The sequence below is a fragment of the Streptomyces sp. NPDC031426 genome (genome assembly GCF_055581585.1).
The window spans coordinates 244,557-262,771 of the sequence record NZ_JBVIJE010000011.1 but is presented as its reverse complement, the minus strand read 5'-3'; the positions used below and the strand labels follow the sequence as shown (position 1 = coordinate 262,771).

Below are 18,215 nucleotides of genomic sequence, written 5' to 3'. Positions count from 1 at the left end.
GTCGCACAGCCGAAGGGGCCTGCGCCAGGAGGGGGGTGCAGGCCCCTTCGGCATACCCGCGCTACCGCTTCGGCGGCACCGCCGGCATCCCCAGGAAGGGCAGGCGCAGCGCGCCGAACGCCTCCGCGGGCACCGCCGGAGTCTGCGGCTCCACCGGCTTCAGCCGCTCGTACGCCGCACCCTGCGCCGGACGCGGATCCTCCGCGCCCTTGTTCGGCCAGAAGGACATCGCGCGCTCGGCCTGCGCGGTGATCGTCAGTGACGGGTTCACGCCCAGGTTCGCGGAGACCGCGGCGCCGTCCACGACGGAGATGCCGGGGTGGCCGTAGAGGCGGTGGTAGGGGTCGATCACGCCGGTCTCGGCGGAGTCGCCGATCGGGCAGCCGCCGAGGAAGTGCGCGGTGAGCGGGGTGCCCATCAGCTCGCCGACGTTGCTGCCGGCGAAGCCGTTGATCTCGGCGGCGAGCGCTGAGGCGGCCTCCGTGGCGGCCTTGATCTGCTTGGGGTTGGGGGCGCCGTGGCCCTGCCTGGCGGTGAGCAGGCCCTTTCCGACACCGTCCGGTTTCAGGTACGTCGTCAGGGAGTTGTCCAGCGACTGCATGACCAGGCCGATGATGGTCCGTTCCGACCAGCGCCGGTTGGAGAGGGAGCGCAGGAACAGCAGCGGGTGCCGGGCCGCGTTCGCCAGCCAGGCAAGCGCGCGGGAGGAGCCCTCGGCGTAGGGCACCTGGAGGATGGACAGGCCGCCCATCGAGTTGGAGCCCTTGCCGTAGCGAACCGGCTCGATGTGGGTGTTCTCGTCGGGGTGGATGGAGGACGTGATGGCGACGCCCCGCGTGAAGTCGGCCCTCGGCTCTCCGGTCGCCTTGCGGTAGCGGCGGTTGTCGGTCTGCGCGCCCACCAGCGCCTCGGAGTTGGTGCGGGTCAGGTCGCCGAGCCGGGCGGACAGATACGGCAGCTGGCCGCCGGCCTTCATCCGGTGCAGCAGGGTCTGGGTGCCGTAGGTGCCGGCCGCGAGGACGACCCTGCGCGCGGTGAAGAGCCGGCCCTCGCCCTTCTTCTTCCGGTCCGTCGGCAGGGTCGCCACCGCGTAGCCGCCGCGCGAGTCGTCCGTCACGGACATGACCGTCGTCATGGGGTGGACCACCGCGCCCGCCTTCTCGGCGAGGTAGAGGTAGTTCTCGTTCAGGGTGTTCTTCGCGCCGTGCCGGCAGCCGGTCATGCACTCGCCGCACTCGGTGCAGGCGTTGCGGGACGGACCGGCGCCGCCGAAGTACGGGTCGTTCACCTGCTCGCCCGGCCGGACCTTCGCCTCGCCGTCGGCGTCCTTGCCGTCGCCGAAGAACACGCCGACCGGCGCGAGGTGGAAGGTGTCGCCGACGCCCATCCGCTGCGCCGCCGCCTTCAGATGCACGTCGGAGGGGGTCATCGTCGGGTTGAGCCGTACGCCGAGCATGCGCTGGGCCTGGTCGTAGTACGGCTTCAACTCCTCCTGCCAGTCGGTGATGTCCCGCCACTGGGGGTCGTCGAAGAAGGCCTTCGGCGGTACGTAGAGGGTGTTGGCGTAGTTGAGCGAGCCGCCGCCCACACCGGCGCCCGCCAGCACCATGACGTTGCCCAGCAGGTGGATGCGCTGGATGCCGAACATGCCGAGTTTCGGGGCCCAGAGGTAGTTCCTGAGGTCCCAGGAGTTCTTCGGCAGGGAGTCCCGGGTGAAGCGGCGGCCGGCTTCCAGGACGCCCACCTTGTAGCCCTTTTCGGTGAGCCGGAGGGCGGACACCGAACCGCCGAACCCCGATCCGACCACGATGACGTCGTAGTCGTACCCGTCCTCGTCCCGGGTCTGGACAGACTTCTCCTGCGACACGTGCTCTCCTCGTCGGGAACGGGTGTTGACGAACGGTGCTGCTAGCGGAACCGGAATGCCTTCATCAGCCGGAGACTCGTGCTCATGAACTTGGCGTACGCCTCGTCCGTCATGCCCAGCGACGGCGCCATCGGCAGCAGCCGCTGCTGGGCCACCGTCTGGGCCTCCGTGTACTTGAGGATGCCCTCGGAGCCGTGGCGCCGGCCGAGGCCGGAGTCCTTCATGCCGCCCATCGGGGACTGGACGCTGCCGTAGGCGGGGGCGTAGCCCTCGTTGACGTTGACCGTGCCGGTGCGCAGGCGGGCGGCCACCTCGCGGCCGCGCCCGGCGCTCTTCGTCCACACAGAGGAGTTCAGGCCGTACGGCGTGGCGTTGGCGTGCTCGATCGCCTCGTCGTCGCTCTTGAACCGGTAGATGGAGACGACCGGGCCGAAGGTCTCCTCCTCGCACACGGCCATGGAGTCCTCGACGCCGTCGAGGATGGTCGGCTCGAAGAAGTACGGGCCGATGTCCGGACGGGCGGCCCCGCCCGCGATCACCTTGGCGCCCTTCGCCACGGCCTCCTCGACATGCCGCTGAACGGTCTTGAGCTGGCGCTCGCCGACCAGCGAGCCCATGTCGGCGCCGTAGGCCAGGGAGTTGCCGAGCCGCATGGCCTTGGTGCGGGTGGCGAAGCGCTCCAGGAAGGCGTCGGCGACCGACTCGTGGACGTACAGGCGCTCGATGGAGATGCAGAGCTGCCCGGCGGAGGAGAAACAGGCGCGTACGGCGCCGGCGGCGGCCTTCTCGATGTCGGCGTCGTCCAGCACGAGCATGGCGTTCTTGCCGCCCAGTTCGAGGGAGACGCCGACCAGGCGGGCGGCGGCCCCCTGGGCCACCTCGCGGCCGGTGCGGGTGGAGCCGGTGAAGGAGACGTAGTCGGCGTGCCGGACGAGCTCCGGGCCGACGACCGGTCCCTCGCCGAGCACGACCTGGAAGACGCCCTCGGGCAGCCCGGCCTCGATGAGCAGGTCGCGCGCCCACAGGGCGGTGAGGCAGGTCTCGGTGTCCGGCTTCATCACGACCGCGTTGCCGGCGACGAAGGCGGGCAGCGCGTCGCCGACGGACAGCTCCAGGGGGTAGTTCCAGGGGGCGATCTGGCCGACGACACCGCGCGGGTGGCGCAGTTCGGTGACCTTGGTGAGCGTGGGGACGGCGCCGGTGTGCCGCTTGGGCCGCAGATAGGCGGGGGCCTTGCGGCCGTAGTGGCGGGCCGCGACCGCGACGGCCTGCACCTCCTCGTGCGCGTGCAGCCGGGCCTTGCCGGTCTCCAGCTGGATCAGGTCGAGCACCTCGGCCTGCCGCTCCAGCACCAGGTCGTGGAAACGCAGGAGGACGGCGGCCCGCTGCCGTACCGGGGTCTTCTCCCACACCGCCTGCGCGGCGCGGGCGGCATCGAAGGCCTTCCGGACGTCCTCGGGAGTGGACTCGGGCAGGTCGGCCAGCTTCTCGCCGGTGAACGGGGTGTGGTTGGCGGTACGGCCGGAGCCGACGATGCCCTTGGTGAGCTGGGCCACCAGTTCCGGGGTGACCACGTCGACGGCGGTGCGCGCGCCCTCGGGGGCGGGCGCGAGGGGGTTGGTGCCGGTGCTGTCCGGGGCCTGCGTGTCCGTCATGACGCGCAGGGTATGCCGGAGCACAGGCTTTGTGTACCCGTCGGTAATGGGGATTCACCGAGTGCTCACACACTGCCAGTGATCACTGGCAGGGAATGTGCTGATCAGCGCGTTGGCACGGTGGCGCGCGGAAGGATCATTCGAGTCCGGCTTTTTTCGCGAGGAGCAGGCCGAGTGCGGTGCGCGGGGTGCGGCGTGGGGGGTCCGGGGGCCGGGGCGAGGGGGGCTCGGGTGCGGCTTCGGGTGCCGGTTCCGGTACGGGCGTGAGGCCGAGGTAGTCCCGCAGGGCCGCCGTGACCTCCTCCGCGCCGGGGCGCGCCTCGGGCTCGTCGGCGTGCAGCCTGTCCAGCACGGGGCCCAGCGGGCCGGGGTCCGTGTCCGCGAGGGCGGTGCGGAGCAGGGCACCGAGGGACCACAGGTCGGAGGCCGGGCCGGCGCCGGGGCCCGCGGCGCGCTCGGGGGCGACGAAACCGGCGGGCGCCTCCCCCGGATGCCCGTCGCCGGTCCCGAAGTCGGTGACGACCACCCGCCCGGTGCCGGACTCCAGCAGGACGTTGGCCGGTTTGACGTCCCGGTGCACGATGCCGACGGCATGGGCGGCGCGCAGGGCGCCGAGGACGGCGAGCCCGATCCGGGCGGCCTCGGCGGGTGGCAGGGGGGCGCGCCACAGGACCTCCTGCAGCGACTCGCCCGCCACCAACTCCATCACGATCCAGGGGACATGGTCCTCGGTCACGACGTCGTACACCGTCACGGCGGAGGGATGGCGCACCCGGGCCGCGGCGCGGGCCTCCCGGTAGAGCCGGTGGGCGATACGGCGGCTCTCCTCGTCCTCGGCCGGATCGCCGGGCAGCAGCGACTCCTTGACGGCGACCTCGCGGTCCGGCTCCTGTTCGTCCAGGGCCCGCCACACGGTCCCGGTGGGCCCTGCCCCGAGCCTTGCGGCCAGCCGGTAGCGGCCGCCGATCAGACGTGCGTCGGGCGGGAGTTCACCGTCTCCACTCATGTCACATGAGTACCGCGAGCACCAGGCCCTTGTCGAAGCGGGGGACCAAAAGCCGGACGTTCAGAGCTCCTTGATGTCCAGGTTCGCGAACGCCGACTCGGCCACCTCCCGGCCGCACGCCGTGAAGTCCCCCTTGTTCGGGCGTCCCGGTGCAGCACGCCCGCCGCGTGCGCCGCCTCCAGCGCGCCGAGCACCTGCAGGCCGATCCGGGCGGCCTCGCGGGCGTCCAGTGTGCCCTCGCGCAGGCCGTCGCCGAGGGTGCGGCCGCGCACCAGCTCCATGACGATCCAGGGCCGGCCCTCGACGACCGCGACATCGTGGACGTTCACCACCGCCGGGTGGTCGAGACGGGCGGCCGCGCGGGCCTCGCGGCGCATGCGCTCGAAGGCGTTGGCACGTTCCCGTTCGGGAAGGTGGTCCGGTACGCGTGGCTCCTTGACGGCGACCTCCCGGTCCACCGTCTCGTCCTGGGCCCGCCACACGGTTCCCATCCCGCCGTGGCCCAGCTTGTCGAGCAGCCGGTACCGGCCGGCGACGATCCGCCCGGCGCCGGGATCCTGCTGCTGAGCCGGGACGGGGCGCGGCCGTGCGTGCGGCTGTGCCGTCGGCGGCGGTTGCGGCGGTTGCGGCGGTTGCAGAACAAAACTCGTCGTGTCGTCGGCCCCGTGACCGAGCGGCAGTTCAGGACCCCGCACGGAAGGTGTCGACCGCCACGTCGAAGTACTCCCGCGCCTCCCGCACCTTGCCGACCGGCGCCGACACCCACACGTCGTACGTGCGCCCGGCCTCCTCCCAGCACAGGTCGTAGGTGTGGCGCGGCCCCTCCGCCGCGCTGAAGCCGTTCCAGGTGAACTCCCAGAGCGCCGCCGGATGTCCGTCGTGCGTGGCCCGGGTGACCCGGCCGTCGCGGTAACCGGGGTTGCTGACGGGGCCGTTGGCGGCCGACCGGTCCATCACCACCTTCGGCCCGCCCGGTTGGGGATCGGCGATCTTGATGCCGAGGCGGAAGGTGTCACCGGGTGAGAGGTAGAAGACGCGCTCGCCCTGCGGACTGCGGACGAAGTCCTCCGGTACGGCGAGGGAGAAGCCGGCCGCGTCCCGGGCCGTGCGGTAACCGGAGGGCGCGGTGCCCGGGCCGGCCGAGCCCGGGTGGGTGGCCGACGGGCGGGTCGCGGTGGACGCCGGGCCGGAGGTGGTGGGTGTCGGGGGTGTCCGCGACGAGGCCGGGCCCGTGGCGGTCCCGGTCGCCGGGGAGGTCGCCGTACCGCCGGGGCTGCCGCCGCCCCCGCCCGCGTCCCGGTGCAGCAGCAGTGCCGCCGCCGACACACCGGCCCCGGCCAGCGCGGCGACCAGCAGGGCCGCGACCAGCACCCCGCGTGTGGACGTCTGCCGGGCCTGGGGCTCCGCGGCCGGCCCGGCCGTGGCGGGCGGCTGCGGCCCGTCGTGCGGAAGGTCCCGCTGGGTCGGCGGGTACGGCGCGGCGGCTTCCGGCGCACGGCTCCCCGCGGCCCCGGACCTCGCCGTACGTCCCTCGGCCGCCCCGGACCGTGGGCCCCAGCCCCCGCCGATCCGGTGCGCGCGGCCGGTGACGGTGGGGCCGGACGAGGTGTCCGGCGCCTCCGGGGTCCGGCCCGTCTCCAGGTACGTCCGCAGCATCCGCTCGGCCTCGGCCGCGCCGAGCCGCCGGTCCGGGTCGCGGTCCAGCAGCCCCCGTACGACCGGCAGCAGCGGCTCGGCCTCGGCGGGGGGCCGGATGTCGGCGGCGACCACGGCGTGCAGGATGCCGCCGAGCGAGTCGCGCCGGAACGGCGACTCGCCGCTGAGCACCGTGCACAGCAGCGCGCCCAGCGACCACAGGTCGGACTCCGGGCCGGTGCGCAGCCCCGACATCCGTTCCGGCGCGGTGTATTCGGGCGAGCCGACGAAGGACCCGGTCTCGGTGAGCGTGGTGGCGCCCGCGACCTGCGCGATACCGAAGTCGGTCAGCACGACCCGGCCGGTGCCGGACTCGATCAGCACGTTCGCGGGCTTGATGTCCCGGTGCAGCACCCCTGCCTCGTGCGCGGTGCGCACCGCGCTGAGCAGGGCGATGCCGATCCGCGCGGCCTCGGCGGCGTCGACCGGGCCCTGCCGGGAGATGAGGTCGGCGAGCGAGCAGCCGTCGACCAACTCCATGACGAGGTAGGGGCGTTCGTCCTGCTCCACCACGTCGTGCACGACGATGATGTGCGAATGCCGCAGCTGGGCGACCGCCCGTGCCTCACGGAACGTACGGTCCCGGCGGCGCCGCGCGTCGCCCTCGGACAGGGAGTCGTCCGGGAGGAGTTCCTTGACCGCGACACGCCGGCCCAGCACCTGGTCCACGGCCCGCCATACGACGCCCATGCCGCCGCGACCGATGCGCGCCTCCAGACGGTAACGGCCCGCGATCACACGGAAGACGTCCCCCTCGGTCCCCATGCGCCCCATCATGCCGCATCGGACGGACGCCTTCCGGGACGGCGATCGGCCAAGTATGCCGCCGCTTCGGCCAGTTCGTCGCGCGTGTGACCGGGTCGGGCCGGACGGCCGGGGGTGATTGTTTTCGGCCACAACATGCTTTAGAAAATACATGAAGCATGACAAACCGTGCAGGAATATAGGCCATGCAGGGTAAATCGGATGGCTTGAATCATGCTGTTATGTGGATCATGAGACCCTTACGTTTTCCTTATGAAAAACACATTGAAGCGGCTTTCCGTCACGGGCTTCGCGGCGGTGGCGATATTCGCCACGACCACGGTGACCAATGCCAGCGCGGCGAGCGGCGGAGCGGCGTGCTCGGTGACCGGCGCCTCGGGGAGTCTGACGTTCACCAACTGGACTGCCAGACATGTGGACATCAGCGGTTGGGTCAAGGACACCGCTGCCGATGGTCGCCATGTGGCCATTCGATTCGTTTCCATAGACAGTGGCACCGGCTGGGTGACGGAGTGGCCCTGGCATTCCAACTACAACGGAAACGGATCGACCATCTCCTTCACCACTTACGCGTCACCCCCCGGCGATACTCTCGACTACATCGGCGCGCAGGTGGCGGTCATGGACGGGAGTACGATTGTCCGTTCCTGCACGGACTATGCCTGAGCCCCCGCACCTTCACTCTCGTTGACATATCGGCCCATGCGATTTTCGGATGGGCCGATATGCGACCGCGTTATGAGAGATCAACCCTCCTGGAAGCCCCGCAGGATCCAGTCGAACTGCTTGCTGGTGGTGGCCCAGTCGTCGGCCGGCGAGGCCGCGTAGATGGCGTACTCGGTGCCGTCACTCTCCATGTACGCGACGTCGATGGCATGGTAGGGCCCCGGGAAGTAGTGCGGCGGGTCCTTGGCCAGCGCGTTCCACGTGTATTCCCAGCGGACGCCCGGCTGGTCGCGGAAGAGCTCGTCCTTGAGGCTCAGCTTCTTGTAGTCCTGCAGCCGCCGTGAGACCCGCTGATCCAGGTTGCTCATGTGCTCGTACGAGGTGCGGAAGTCCGGCGCGGTGTCGACGGCGACCCGCACGAGGTGCTTGCCCTTGTCGGGTGAGTAGTCGACCTGCCGGAGGCCGTCCTGGTCGATGGAGACGGACCGCTTCCACCCCTTGGGCAGGGAGATGCTGAAGCCCACCGGGTCGTGGTGCTGCTCCCAGCCGGCGGGCAGGGTCCCGGCACCGCCCGGCGTGGCGCTGCCGCTCGCGGAGGGCGAGTCCGTGGCCGGACCCGCACCGGTGCTCGACCCGGTGTTCTGCTCCATGCCGCCCCACTCCTGGAAGGCGACCGCCGCACCACCGCCGAGCACCGCCGCGGCGGCGACGACGAGGGCGAGGGTGCGCAGCCGGCGGCGGGGCCGGGGCCGCACCGGCGCCGGACCCCGCGGCGTGGGCGCCGCAGCCGTCGGCCCGGTCCTGGAACGGCCCGGGCCCCCCGGTGCTCCGGGACCGTGGACGGTCCCCATGGAGCCGGAGCCGGAGGTGGGGCCGTAGCCGGAGGTGGGGCCGTAGCCGGAGGTGGGGCCGTAGCCGGAAGTGGGTCCCGTGGGGCTGTAACCCGAGGTGCTCGGCCCACCGGTGTGCAGGCCCGAGCCCTGGGTCGGGATGAACGCCTGGGCCGCGTGCGGGCGGCGCCCCTCCGCCGCCTCGGCGAGCATCTGCTCCGCCTCCTCCGCGCCCGGCCGGCGTTCCGGTTCCTTGTGCAGCAGGGCGGCTATGACGGGGCCGAGCGCACCGGCGTGGCGCGGCGCGTCGGCCTCCTCCTCCACGACCGCCTGCATGGTGCTCAGCGGTGAGGTACGGCGGAACGGCGAACGGCCCTCGACCGCCGTGTACAGCGTGGCGCCGAGCGCCCACAGGTCCGAGGCCGGGCCGGGATCGTTGCCGCGCACCCGCTCGGGCGCGAGGTAGTCGACCGAGCCGACGACCTCGCCGGTGCGGGTGATGGTGGAGTCGCCCTCGATCTGGGCGATGCCGAAGTCGGTGAGCAGCACCCGGCCGTCCCGGCCGAGCAGGACGTTGCCGGGCTTGACGTCCCGGTGCAGCACACCGGCGGAGTGCGCGGCGCGCAGCGCCCGCAGCACCCACAGCCCGATACGGGCGGCCTCCGCGGGCTCCACCCGCCCCCGCTCCTTGACCGCGTCGGCCAGCGAGTTGCCCTCGACCAGCTCCATGACGATCCAGGGACGGCCGTCGTGTTCGAGGACGTCGTGCACGGTGACGACGGCGGAGTGGTTGATGCGCGCGGCGGCGCGGGCCTCGGCCCGGGTCCGGGCGAGCAGCACCGCCCGGTCGCTGTCGGAGACGTAGAGCGCCGCGGTCAACTCCTTGACGGCGACCGTCCGGTGCAACACCTCGTCGTGGGCGCGCCACACCCGGCCCATGCCGCCGCTGCCGATCGAATCGGCGAGCCGGTAGCGGCCCGCTATGAGCAGGCCCTGCATCTGATTCACGTTGCCCCGCAATGCTCTTGACAGGGTCAGACTAAGGACCGGTCAACCAACTGGGAACCAGCGGGGTACCAAGGTGACAGCACTGTGACGCTTGTCGCCGCCCGAACCGTCCAGTACCGGCCACTCGGTATACGGGGCGCTCAACCCGTGTAGCGGTACGTCGCCGTGGCCTGCTCGTACAGCCGGGTCACCGCGTCCCGCTGGGCCTCCGGACCGCGCACCTGGATGAGGTGGTAGCGGCCGTTCAGGAGGATCGCCATGTTCCGCACGAACAGGTCGCGGCCCTGGCCGTCGGTCCAGGTGAACTGGCCCTCGGCCATGGTCCGCCCGCCCACCTCGATGGTTCTCAGACCGGTGGCCGTGGCCCAGCTGGAGTCGCGGTACGGCTGGAGCTCGCTCTCCTTGTCCCGCTGGTAGGCCATCGGGTCACTGCCGTACGTCGACGCGCTGTCCCTGCCCGGTACGACGATCAGCTCGAAGGCGTCGTGCGCGTACACCACCTGGCCGCTGCCGTTCTTCGGGGTGCGGTTCCAGCCCTTGGCGACGGCGATCTGGAACCCCTCCGGATCCTTGCGCAGGGTGAAGCCGTCGGCGACGGCCGGGTCGCCGCCGGTCTGCGGCTCGGTGGCGGGTGCGGACGCGGAGGGGCTGCCGCCCTGCTCGGAGGGGGGCTGCCGGGTGGCCGAGGACGCGGAACCGACGTCCCCCGCGCTGCGGGTCCGGTCGCTGCCCGCGGCCCCGCTCGCCCCCTGCTTGGGCATGAACAGCAGCGCGTACGCGATCGCGCCGGCCAGCAGGAGCAGGATGAGCAGAAGCAGGGTCCGGCCGAGACTGCGCGGCGAACGCGTCTCCTCCCGGCCCCGTTCGCGCTTGTGCCGGCCGTGCGGATGGGTGTCGGGCAGCGCGGCGCGCCGCCGCCGCATCCGCACCAGCTCGCCGCGCCGCCGGACGATCGGCAGCCGGCTCGGGTCGGCGGGCGGCACGGGTACGACATGGGTGCCGGCGTCCGGCTCGGGCGCGGAGCGCACCAGCGAGCGCAGCCAGCCGTTCAGCTCCTCGAAGTCCAGGCGCTCGGTGGGGTCCTGGCGCAGCAGCGACTCCACGACCGGCCGGAGGGGGCCGCACTCCTCGGCGAAGGCGGGGGGCTCGGCGCACACCAGCTGCACCAGCTCGGCCGTCGACTCCTCCGGATACGGCGCGTGCCCCTGCACGGCCCGGAACAACAACGCGCCCAGCGCCCACAGATCGGTAGCCGGTCCGATCGGCGCCGCCAGCTGCCAGTTCTCGTGCACGGGCCCGGCCTGCTCCGGCGCCCACCGCTCCGTCACCGGCCCCACCACGGTCATCCGCACCTGCCGCGCCCGCTCGGCCTCCAGCGCACTCGCGGGCCCACGCCGCCCACCGTCCGCTCCGGGGGCGTTCCAGTGGGGGTGGGCGGGGGCGGCGGCACCGGTGGCGTGGGGGTGCGGGCCTTGGCGGGCCGGACCGGTGCCGTAAGGGGGCGGGCCGGAAGCTTGGCGGGTGGGGTCGGCGGGGGTCCGGGGGGTGGTGGCGGGGTCCGGGGCCGGGGTCTGGCCCGGGACGGACGGGCGGGGGTTCGCCGAGGGGAGGCCGGGGCGTTGCGGGCCGCCGCCCAGGGCCGAGGAGGGGCCGGCGGCAGCGGGGCGCGGTGCGGCGCCGTGCCAGGGGGCGCCCTGCACTCCGTAGGGATCGGCGATCCGTTGGGGCGGGGTCGTGGTGCCCGGAGCGCCGGAGTACGGCGGCTGGGATGTGCCGTCGGCCCGGGTGGCGCCGGTGTCGCCCTCGGCGGGCGGGCGGGCGCCGGGCAGGGCGGCGCGCCCGTTCTGCCGGGCCTCCTGCACCCGGGCGGCGGCACGGGCACCCGCGCGGTACGCGGCGATGGCCCCGGCGCGGGCGGCACGGACGTCCGCGCCGTTCTCCAGGGGCCGTTGCCCCGCCGGGCCGGGCACAGCGGCCCCGCCGGACACCCCGTTCGCCCCCGGCACCGGCAGCCCGCCGGCCGCCCTTGCCTGGATCGCGGCCCGTCGCGCTGCCTCGGGGTCGACGTCCGCGGACGGCACTCCGCCCGCTCCGGCCGCCCCGTCGGCCACCCCCTTCGCCCCGTCTGCGGAACCGGTGGCATCCTCACGGCCCCCGGTGAGGGGAGTCGCACCCGGACCCCGGCCTGCTCCCGGCTCACCGAACCCCGTAGACCCATCCAGGCCACCGACCGGCCCAGGAGCAGCGCCCAGGCCGCCGGCAGCCCGAACTGCGGCCCCCGGACCAGCCCCAGGACCGGCCGTCTCCGGCTCCGTCCCCGCTCCCCCGACGGCACCCTCTGCCGGCCCGTCCTGGGCCGGTACCGGGTCGTACCCGCACAACGCCTCCTCCGCGGCGCCGACGGCGAGGCCGGTCAGCATCACGCGGCCGTCGTCGCAGACGAGCACCGTGCGGGCGGTGATGTTGCGGTGCACCCAGCCATGGCCGTGCAGCACCCGGAGCGCCATGAGTACGTCGGCCGCGACCTCGGCCGCCCGGTACGGCGACAGCGGCTGCTCGGCGAGCAGCGCGGCCAGCGGGCGCGCGGTCACCAACTCGCTGACGATCCACAGCGACCCGCCCTCGGCGAACACGTCGAAGACCTGGTCGAGGCGCGGATGGTCGGGGATGCGGGCCGCGGCCTGCGCGGCCTCGACGGCTCGCCGTACGGCCGGGTCGGCGGGCCGCCGGGTTGCCGTCCGGGCGTCCGGCGTCCGCCGGGCCCCGGCCCCGGCCCCGCGCTCACGCGCGGTGAAGCCCTCGGGCAGCCCCTCCGCGTCCAGCACCTCGGCCTCGACGACCTCCGGCAACGGCACCTGCCGGACGAGCACTTCCTGACCGCTGTACGTGTCGAAGGCGCGGGTTTCGGTGAGTTCGTACTCGTCGGAGGGCGGCAACGGCAGGCGGTAGCGGTCGGCGAGCACCCGACCCGCGTAGTCGTCCACATTGCCTCCCCCGGCAGCCCGGTCGGTCACATCCGTTCGCCTCGCGACCCGTTTCGCACACACTTCCGGCTGCGTACGGTCCGCAACCATTCACGATACGTGCCGGAGGCAATCCGCATTAAGCGGATGACGGATTCTCACGCCCCAAACCGTCGTCAGGAGCCTACGACTTGGGCTCGAAGGAGGTCGTGAACGTCTTCCACGTGTCCTTGCGCAGCGCGCTGTCCCAGTTCGCGTCCTTCGCGGTGTACATCAGGCCGTATCCGAGATGGCCGTTGACCACGAACCCGCGGTCGATGACGCGGTACTTGGTGCCGTTGACATAGGTGAACTCCCAGTCGGCGGTGTTCCAGTCGCGGTAGTCCGCCTTCTCGATGCGGATGCGCTGGTACTGGGAAAGCACCATCCTGTGTTCCTGGTTCTCCCAGTCCGCCACCGGGTCGTCCTTGGGGGTGCCGGTCCAGCCGATGAGCAGCCTCTGCCCGTCGGGACCGGTGTAGCGATCGCCCGCACCGTCGGTCGACTTGTACGACCAGCCCTTGGGCAGCCCGATCGAGTAGCCCTGACCGCCCTTGCGGGTCGTCACCACCGGCGCGGTCCCGCCGCCCTTGGCACCGGACTTGCCGGACGAGCCGGAGTCGTCGGTGGACGCGCTCGCGTCGACGGCATTGCCCGACGTGGAACCGGTACCGCCCGACGACGGGCTCGCCCCGCTGCCGGTACTCCTGTCGCTCTTGTCCTGCTTCGTGGACGCACTGGCGCTCGCCGCCGCCTTGGCCCCGCTGCCCTTGCCGCCCTTGTCGTCGCCGTTCAGGGCGAAGGCCAGGATGGTGCCGAGCACGGCGAGGAGGACGATCACCGCGATGATCACCAGCGTGCGCTTGGGCACCACGTCGGTCAGCGGCGCCCTCGGCACCGATCGCGTCGGCAGGTCCAGGTCCGGCGGCGGCACCACGGGCCAGCCCGAACTCGGCTTGTTCGCGCTGGAGTTCGGTACACCGGCGGCACCGGAGGCAGAACCGGCCTGTCTGCCGGTGGATCCGGCACCGACCCCGCTGGAGGAGGCCGGCCGCACCCCGCCGGGGGAGGCCGGTCGCACCCCGCTGGAGGAGGCCGGTCGCACCCCGCCCTGCCCGGCAGGACGTGCCCCGCCCTGGGTGCCTGTGCGTACCCGGCCCTGGGTGGCAGGACGTCCCCCGCCCGCGGTGGCGCCGTCCGCACCCGCGGCTTCACCGGTGTCCGGCGCGGCCGGGTCGCCGCCGCTCTTCGCCCGGGTGGACGCGGCCGCCGTGGCCGCCCCGGCCGCCTTGCGGACCGAACGCAGCGCGCCGCGCAGCTTCTCCCCGGCCTCCTCGCCCCGCCTGCCCTCGGCAGGGCCCGGCGGCGGCAGCGGCACCACGCGCGTGGCGTCCATCGGCTCCGGCTCGGGTGCGTGGATCACGGCGTTGAGCATGGCCCGGGCGCCCGCGTCGTCGAGCCGCTCGGCCGGGTCCTTGGTGAGCAGGCCGTAGATGACGTCCTTGAGCGGGCCCGCGTTCTTGGGCTCCTCCATGGGCTCGGTCATCACCGCGGTGAGCGTGGCGATCGCCGAACCCTTGTCGTACGGGGGCACGCCCTCGACCGCCGCGTACAGCAGGCCGCCGAGCGACCACAGGTCGGCCGCCGGGCCCGGCTTGTGGCCGCGGGCGCGCTCGGGGGAGATGTAGGAGGGGGCACCGACGAGCATGCCGGTGGAGGTGATGGACGGGTCGCCCTCGACCTGCGCGATACCGAAGTCGGTGAGCACGACCCGGCCGTCCTCGGCGATGAGCACGTTCGACGGCTTCACGTCCCGGTGCAGGATGCCCTGGCGGTGCGCGGAGCGCAGCACGTCGAGGACGGCGAGTCCCACCTCGGCGGCGCGCTTCGGCTCCAGCAGGCCGTCCTCGCGGATGACCTCGGCGAGGGACTTGCCCTCCACCAACTCCATGACGATCCACGGCCGGTCGTCCTCGTCGACCACGTCGAAGACCGTGACCGCGCTGTTGTTGCGGATCCGGGCGATCGCCTTGGCCTCGCGCAGGGTGCGCGTGATCAGGCGCCGCTTCTCCTCCTCGTCGATGTTCGACGGGAACCGCAGCTCCTTGACGGCGACCGTCCGGCCCAGGGTCTCGTCCTCGGCGCGCCAGACCGTGCCCATGCCGCCCCGGCCCAGCACGTCTCCCAGCCGGTACCGCCCGGCGAGGAGACGACGCTCGCTCTTGTCCTGACGAGTCCCCTGACGAGATGTTCCCGCCCGCTCCGCCTCCGACATGCGTCCCCTCATACAACCCGCCCTGACAGAGCCTCCATTGTCTCTCACCCCACAAGTGGCCGACGCCCAGGGGGCCCTTCGCCTCAGGCGGGATCCGGTGCACCGGTTTCGGGGAAATGCGCCTGGTTTCGGCGGGGGTGACGGGCGTTCGGCTCCCCCGGGGCTCCCGGCTCATGGACGGCCACGGCCGCGCTCCCTCAGGTGAACGGCACTATGTCCGGCGCTCCCAGTCTCGCCGCGTCCGCCGTCAGGTCGTCGGGCTGGCGCTGGGACTCGCGCTCGGCCTCCACCCGCTTCTCGTAGTGCTCGACCTCGCGCTCGATCTGGTCCTTGTCCCAGCCGAGGACCGGTGCCATCAGCTCGGCCGCCTCCCGGGCGCTGCGAGTGCCCCGGTCGAAGGTCTCGATGGAGATCCGGGTGCGGCGGGTGAGGACGTCGTCCAGGTGCCGGGCGCCCTCGTGCGAGGCGGCGTACACCACCTCGGCGCGCAGATAGTCGTCGGCCGCCTGCAGGGGCGCGCCCAGGGCGGGGTCGGCGGTGATGAGGTCCAGGACTTCCTCGGCCAGGGAGCCGTACCGGTTCAGCAGGTGCTCCACGCGGGCCACGTGGAGCCCGGTGCGGGCTGCGGTGCGGGCGCGCGCGTTCCACAGCGCCTGGTAGCCCTCCGCGCCCAGCAGCGGGATCTCCTCCGTCACGCTGTCGGCGACCCGCGTGTCCAGGCCGTGCACCGCCTCGTCGACCGCGTCCTTCGCCATCACGCGGTAGGTGGTGTACTTGCCGCCCGCCACGACCACGAGCCCCGGCACCGGATGGGCGACCGTGTGCTCGCGGGACAGCTTGCTGGTGGCGTCGGACTCGCCGGCGAGCAGCGGGCGCAGACCCGCGTACACCCCCTGCACGTCGTCGCGGGCGAGCGGCACCGCGAGCACCGAGTTGACGTGCTCCAGCAGGTAGTCGATATCGGCGCTGGACGCGGCCGGATGGGCCTTGTCGAGGTTCCAGTCGGTGTCGGTGGTGCCGACGATCCAGTGCCGGCCCCAGGGGATGACGAAGAGGACGGACTTCTCGGTGCGCAGGATCAGGCCGGTGGTGGAGTGGATGCGGTCCTTGGGCACGACCAGGTGGATTCCCTTGGAGGCGCGGACGTGGAACTGGCCCCGCTCCCCCACCATGGCCTGTGTGTCGTCGGTCCACACCCCGGTCGCGTTGACGATCTGTTTGGCGCGGATTTCGTACTCCCCGCCGCCCTCCACGTCCTGCACCCGGGCGCCGACCACGCGCTCGCCCTCGCGCAGGAACCCGGTCACCCGCGCGCGGTTGGCCGCCTTCGCGCCATAGGACGCAGCCGTGCGCACCAGCGTGGCCACGAAGCGGGCGTCGTCCATCTGGGCGTCGTAGTACTGCAGGGCGCCGACCAGGGTGTCCTTCTTCAGGCAGGGGGCTACGCGCAGGGCGTGACGGTGGCTCAGATGACGGTGCAGGGGCAGGCCCCGGCCGTGGCCGCGGGCCATGGACATCGCGTCGTAGAGCGCGACGCCCGAGCCGGCGTATAGCCGCTCCCAGCCCTTGTGCTGCAGCGGGTAGAGGAACGGCACCGGCTTGACCAGGTGCGGGGCGAGCCGCTCCAGCAGCAGTCCGCGCTCCTTCAGGGCCTCGCGAACCAGGGCGAAGTCGAGCATCTCCAGATAGCGCAGACCGCCGTGGATGAGCTTGCTGGACCGGCTTGAAGTGCCGGACGCCCAGTCGCGGGCCTCGACCAGACCGGTGGACAGGCCGCGCGTGACGGCGTCCAGCGCGGTGCCCGCGCCGACGACCCCGCCGCCGATCACCAGCACGTCCAGCTCCCGCTCCGCCATCGCGGCCAGCGCCTCGGCGCGCTGCGTCGGCCCCAGAGTCGCTGTCCTCACGCTGCCTCCCGCTGTCGCAGACTCACTCGCGTCGGCCGCACCCGGTGGGCGAAGCCCCGGTTCGTTCATCCCCTGCTCATGCCCAAATTCTGACCGGCTTGCCCGACTTCAGCCACCACGCGTTCCCAACCTGTGGACAACTCGCCCACAACCCTCGGAAGACACACGAACAGAATCACGCATAACAGTCATATGTGTACCTAGTCTGACATTGCACGCGCTCATCCTGTCCACAGCGGTTGCGCGCCTGTCCCGCTTCGGCTATGGGAAGGACCGCCCACGCCATGCCCGCAGACCTCGCCGTCATCGGACTCGGCCCCTACGGCTTGCCGCTCGCTCAGGCCGCGGTCGCCGCAGGCATCCCCACCGTCGGTTACGCCACCGGCCCCGAGGCGGGCTCCCTCAGTCCCGCCGAACTGCGCCGGATGCACGCCGCGGGCTTCCGGCCCGGTACCGACCCGGCCCAGCTCGGCCGCGTGCGCACCGCGGTCATCTGCGCGCCGACCCCGCGCGGCGCCGACGGCGGACTCGACCTCGGCCAGGTGGAGGCGGCCGCCCGTACCCTCGCCAAGCGGCTGCGCCCGCACACCACTGTCATCCTGGAGTCGCCGGTGCTCCCCGGCACGACCGAGGAGTTCCTGCGCCCCCTGCTGGAGGAGGGCTCGGGGCTGCGTGCCGGCCGCGACTTCCACCTCGCCTACTCTCCGAGCCGGGTCGATCCCGGCAACCGCGACCACTCCCCCGCCAACACCCCCAAGGTCATCGGCGGCCTCACCCCCGCCTGCACCGAGTCGGCCGCCACCTTCTACGGCCGGCTCACCGACAAGGTGGTACGCGCGCGTGGGCTGCGCGAGGCGGAGACCGTACAGCTGCTGGAGACCAACTTCCGCCACGTCAACATCGCCCTCGTCAACGAGATGGCCGTGCTGTGCCACGAGCTGGGTGTCGATCTCTGGGACGTCATCCGGTGCGCGGAGACCAAGCCCTTCGGCTTCCAGGCGTTCCGGCCCGGCCCGGGCGTCGGCGGCCACGGTGTCGCGCAGGACCTGACCGGGCACGCCACCCGCACCCTGCGCATGGTGGAGCTGGCCCAGCAGGTCAACAGCCGGATGCCCCGGTACGTCGTCCAGCGCGCCGCCACCCTCCTCAACGAGCACGGCAAGTCCGCCCGTGGCGCGCGGGTGCTGCTGCTCGGCGTCACCTACAAGCCCGATCTCGCCGATCTGCAGGGCACACCGGCGCAGGAGATCGCGATCCGGCTGATGGAGCTGGGCGCCTCGGTGAGCTTCCACGACCCCCTGGTGGCCTCCTGGAACGTGCTGGACCGCCCGGTCCCGCGCGCGGACTCGCTCTACGAGACCGCCGCCGACGCCGACCTGACGATCCTGCTCCAGCAGCACCGCACGTACGACCTGCAGGGGCTGTCGGTGAAGGCGCAGTTGCTGCTGGACACGCGCGGGGCCACGCCCACGGGGGCGGCGCACCGGCTCTGAGCCCGGTCACGAACGGAAAACAGCCGGGGCGTTGTCGGCCCCGGCT

The 18,215-nt window shown here is 72.7% G+C and carries 10 protein-coding genes and 1 pseudogene; 2 read left to right on the top strand and 9 right to left on the bottom strand.

Annotation, left to right across the window (positions count from 1 at the left end; all coding sequences use genetic code 11):
- Positions 1-61: 61 nt before the first annotated feature.
- The 5 genes and pseudogenes from ACZ5NH_RS24630 to ACZ5NH_RS24610 form a co-directional block, all read right to left on the bottom strand.
- Positions 62-1,867 carry a GMC family oxidoreductase N-terminal domain-containing protein gene (locus ACZ5NH_RS24630; RefSeq protein ID WP_468778102.1) on the bottom strand — a complete coding sequence of 602 codons (1,806 nt, stop codon included), beginning with the start codon at positions 1,865-1,867 and terminating at the stop codon, positions 62-64.
- 41 nt (positions 1,868-1,908) lie between these two features.
- The gene (locus ACZ5NH_RS24625; protein ID WP_468778100.1) at positions 1,909-3,522 is read right to left on the bottom strand and encodes a succinic semialdehyde dehydrogenase; all 1,614 of its coding nucleotides are present in this window, start codon (positions 3,520-3,522) and stop codon (positions 1,909-1,911) included.
- Positions 3,523-3,658: 136 nt separating this feature from the next.
- Positions 3,659-4,528, bottom strand: coding sequence for a serine/threonine-protein kinase (locus ACZ5NH_RS24620; RefSeq protein ID WP_468778098.1), 870 nt, complete (start codon positions 4,526-4,528; stop codon positions 3,659-3,661).
- 137 nt (positions 4,529-4,665) lie between these two features.
- Positions 4,666-5,223 (bottom strand): annotated as a pseudogene (locus tag ACZ5NH_RS24615) (protein kinase domain-containing protein); the annotation flags it as partial.
- Positions 5,210-6,988, bottom strand: a complete 1,779-nt coding sequence (locus tag ACZ5NH_RS24610) for a serine/threonine-protein kinase (RefSeq protein ID WP_468778096.1) — start codon at positions 6,986-6,988, stop codon at positions 5,210-5,212. The pseudogene ACZ5NH_RS24615 and the gene ACZ5NH_RS24610, both read right to left, overlap by 14 nt.
- A 252-nt stretch (positions 6,989-7,240) precedes the next feature.
- On the opposite strand from ACZ5NH_RS24610, the gene ACZ5NH_RS24605 reads away from it, so the two are divergent.
- A complete protein-coding gene (locus ACZ5NH_RS24605) occupies positions 7,241-7,654 on the top strand; it encodes a hypothetical protein (protein WP_468778094.1) in 414 nt (137 codons plus the stop codon).
- 80 nt (positions 7,655-7,734) lie between these two features.
- On the opposite strand, the gene ACZ5NH_RS24600 is transcribed toward ACZ5NH_RS24605, so the two are convergent.
- From ACZ5NH_RS24600 to ACZ5NH_RS24585, 4 genes are all read right to left on the bottom strand, one after another.
- Positions 7,735-9,483, bottom strand: coding sequence for a serine/threonine-protein kinase (locus ACZ5NH_RS24600; protein ID WP_468778092.1), 1,749 nt, complete (start codon positions 9,481-9,483; stop codon positions 7,735-7,737).
- A 149-nt stretch (positions 9,484-9,632) separates the two neighbouring features.
- Positions 9,633-12,476 (bottom strand): protein kinase, encoded by a 2,844-nt coding sequence (locus tag ACZ5NH_RS24595; protein ID WP_468778090.1) that lies wholly within the window; start codon positions 12,474-12,476, stop codon positions 9,633-9,635.
- 163 nt (positions 12,477-12,639) lie between these two features.
- The gene (locus ACZ5NH_RS24590; protein ID WP_468778088.1) at positions 12,640-14,769 is read right to left on the bottom strand and encodes a protein kinase domain-containing protein; all 2,130 of its coding nucleotides are present in this window, start codon (positions 14,767-14,769) and stop codon (positions 12,640-12,642) included.
- A 197-nt stretch (positions 14,770-14,966) separates the two neighbouring features.
- Positions 14,967-16,676 (bottom strand): glycerol-3-phosphate dehydrogenase/oxidase, encoded by a 1,710-nt coding sequence (locus tag ACZ5NH_RS24585; RefSeq protein WP_468778086.1) that lies wholly within the window; start codon positions 16,674-16,676, stop codon positions 14,967-14,969.
- Positions 16,677-16,960: 284 nt separating this feature from the next.
- Between ACZ5NH_RS24585 and ACZ5NH_RS24580 the strand changes: the two genes are divergently transcribed.
- Positions 16,961-18,169 (top strand): nucleotide sugar dehydrogenase, encoded by a 1,209-nt coding sequence (locus ACZ5NH_RS24580; protein ID WP_468778084.1) that lies wholly within the window; start codon positions 16,961-16,963, stop codon positions 18,167-18,169.
- The last annotated feature ends 46 nt before the right edge of the window (positions 18,170-18,215 follow it).